Origin of the sequence: Herbaspirillum sp. UBA812 (genome assembly GCF_002296545.1) — a bacterium.
GTDB lineage: Bacteria > Pseudomonadota > Gammaproteobacteria > Burkholderiales > Burkholderiaceae_D > Herbaspirillum > Herbaspirillum huttiense.
On sequence record NZ_DBIC01000279.1, the window covers coordinates 1 to 2,938 of the forward strand.

General features: G+C 63.3%; 2 protein-coding genes and 1 pseudogene. All 3 read left to right on the forward strand.

Annotation, left to right across the window (positions count from 1 at the left end):
* Positions 1–403: pseudogene (locus B3873_RS19250) on the forward strand (hypothetical protein); the annotation flags it as partial.
* Positions 404–504: 101 nt separating this feature from the next.
* Positions 505–711 carry a YdcH family protein gene (locus B3873_RS19255; protein WP_006463294.1) on the forward strand — a complete coding sequence of 69 codons (207 nt, stop codon included), beginning with the start codon at positions 505–507 and terminating at the stop codon, positions 709–711.
* Between the two features lie 189 nt (positions 712–900).
* The coding region (locus tag B3873_RS19260) for an ATP-dependent DNA helicase (protein WP_414651552.1) at positions 901–2,938 on the forward strand (2,038 nt) is incomplete at its 3' end.

The following is a 2,938-nucleotide window of genomic DNA, read 5'->3' on the forward strand; positions in this document are numbered from 1 at the left end:
GCAGCGTGCCAAGGACGAGGAAGATTCCGCCCGTCGCCTGGCCGACCAGAAGCAGAAAGAAGCCGATTCCGCCCGCAAGGTGCAGGAAAGCCGCGCCAAGAACAGCGAAGTCCAGCAACGTATCGACCAGAACAAGAACGTGCCGGCCGATTACCGTGTGCGTCAGCACGAGGCGGAAGTCCAGCGCCAGCAGGCTGAGGAAGCCGCGCGCGCACCGTCGCGCGCCGCCAACGCCGCCGAACGTCAGCGCCGCATCCAGGAAGCCGAGGAGCATCGCCTGGAAGTGGAGCGCAAGAAGGCCGAAAACGAGCGTGAACGCGCCGAGCGCAAGCAGAAGCAACAGCAGGACCAGCAACAGCAGGATCAGCAACAGCAGCAATCGCAGCAGCCCGCCGCCAAGTAAGGTGTTCTGACGCTGGCCCCTCCGTCCGCAGGCCCATGCCGATTTGGCGTGGGCCTGCGGGTGCATTACACTAGCAAGCACATCAGCAACCAGCCGCCATCATGACCAGTACGCATCGCGAAGACATCCAGCGCCGCATCATCGAACTCGAAGTCGAGCACCGTGATCTCGATAGCGTGATCGACATGCTCATCCGCGATGCCCGTTCGGAGGACCTGCAACTGCGCCGCCTCAAGAAGCGCAAGCTGCAACTGAAGGACCACATTGCGCTGCTGAAGATGCAGCTGGTCCCCGATATCCCCGCCTGAGCCCCGCTGCGCGCCTGCCGTTGCGGGCGAGCTTCTCGTCATTCCAGGTCAGCTGTCCTGCATCTTTCAAGCGAGTCGGGGGTGACCCGCCGACTCCGCGTAAAATAGCGCCTTGTTCCCAATGACGTGCAAGCTGCGCCGGTATCGCCGGTGTCTGCGCCGCACGTGTTCTTCTACAGGTTTGCCGCAGTGACAGCTCCCGAAGCCCCCGCCCAAAACGTCGACAGTCGCACCGTTCCCGCCGGAACGGAGGTCGCTGCCCCCGAAGAACCTGGTCTCCATGATGCCGAGGTCGAGCGCCTGTTCGGTGAAGGCGGCCCCTTGGGCGGTGCCGTTGGCAGCTATCGTCCGCGTCATGCCCAGACCGAGATGGCCAAGGCCATCGCCGACGCCATCGCCAATCAGGGTACGCTGATCGCCGAGGCCGGTACCGGTACCGGCAAGACCTTTGCCTACCTGGTGCCGGCGCTGCTGTGGGGCGGCAAGACCATCGTCTCCACCGGTACCAAGACACTGCAGGACCAGCTCTTCAATCGTGATATCCCCACCGTGCGCAAGGCCTTGCATGCGCCCGTCTCGGTGGCGCTGCTCAAGGGGCGCAGCAATTATGTCTGCCACTTCCACCTGGAGCGCACCCTGCAGAACGGCCGCCTGACCGCACGTGAGGATGTGGGCTACCTGCGCGAGATCTCGCGCTTCGTCAAATCCACTTCCTCCGGCGACAAGGCCGAGCTGACCAAGGTGCCGGAGACGGCTTCGGTATGGAATCTGGTGACCTCCACCCGCGATACCTGTTTCGGGGCTGAATGCCAGTACTACCAGGATTGCTTCGTCATGAAGGCGCGCAAGGAAGCGCAGCAGGCTGATGTGGTGGTGGTCAATCACCACTTGTTCTTTGCTGATGTGGCCCTGAAGGACACAGGCATCGCCGAACTGCTGCCCTCAGCCAATACCGTCATCTTCGACGAAGCGCACCAGTTGCCGGATACGGCCACGCTATTCTTTGGCGAGACCATCTCCACCTCGCAGATTCTCGAACTCTGCCGCGACGTGCTGGCCGAAGGCCTGTCGCACGCCCGCGATGGCGCTGACTGGGCGCGCCTGGTCGCTCCGGTGGAGCGCGCGGCACGCGATCTGCGGCTGGCTTTCCCGGAAGAATCGGTACGCCTGGCGCTGAACCAGATTGCGCCTTCCAGCGCCTTCTTCCCGTCGCTCGACACGCTGAAGGACTGCATGGACGACATGATCGCCGTGCTCGAAAAACAGGCCGAACGTGCCGAGACCATCGAGCAGTGCCGCGACCGTGCCAATGAATTGCTGCGGCAGCTGGAAAACTGGGGCACGCCCGACGAACTGGCCAAGATCCAGGCCGAAGCCGCCGCCAAGGCAGCGGCCAAGCCCGCCGACAACAAGCGAGCAGGCGAGGGTGAGGAGCAGGAAGATTCGCCCGCGCAGAAACCCTTCTACGTGCTCTGGGTGGAAGCCTTCCAGTCCTCGCTGCAGCTGCACCGCACGCCGCTGTCGATCGCGCCCATCTTCAACAAGCAGCGCGAGGGTACGCCGCGTTCATGGATCTTCACGTCGGCGACGCTGGCAGTGAAGAAGGATTTCAATCACTACGCAGCCCAGATGGGCCTGTGGAATGCCCCGGCGCAATCGTGGCCGAGCCCTTTCAATTATGCCGAGCAGGGGCTGCTGTACGTACCGCAGAACCTGCCACAGCCGAATTCGTTTGAATACACCGATGCCGTCATCGATGCCGCACTGCCGACCATCGAGGCCGCCGGTGGCCGCTGCTTCTTCCTGTGCACCACGCTGCGGGCGGTCAATCGTGCAGCCGAGCGGCTGCGTGCAGAGTTCGAGGCGCGCGGCCATGATTTCCCGCTGTTCGTGCAGGGCGAAGCGGGACGTACGGAATTGCTGGACCGTTTCCGCGCTGCGGGCAATGGCGTGCTGATTGGCAGCCAGAGCTTCTGGGAAGGCGTGGACGTGCGTGGCGACGCACTGTCGCTGGTCATCATTGACAAGCTGCCGTTCTCGCCTCCGGATGATCCGGTGCTGGCGGCCCGTATCAGCGAAATGGAAAAGCAGGGCCTGAACGGCTTCGTGCACCATCAACTGCCGGCGGCCATCATCAACCTGAAGCAGGGCGCGGGTCGCCTGATCCGTGACGAGGGCGACCGCGGCGTGCTGATGATCTGCGATCCGCGCATCATCACCAAAAATA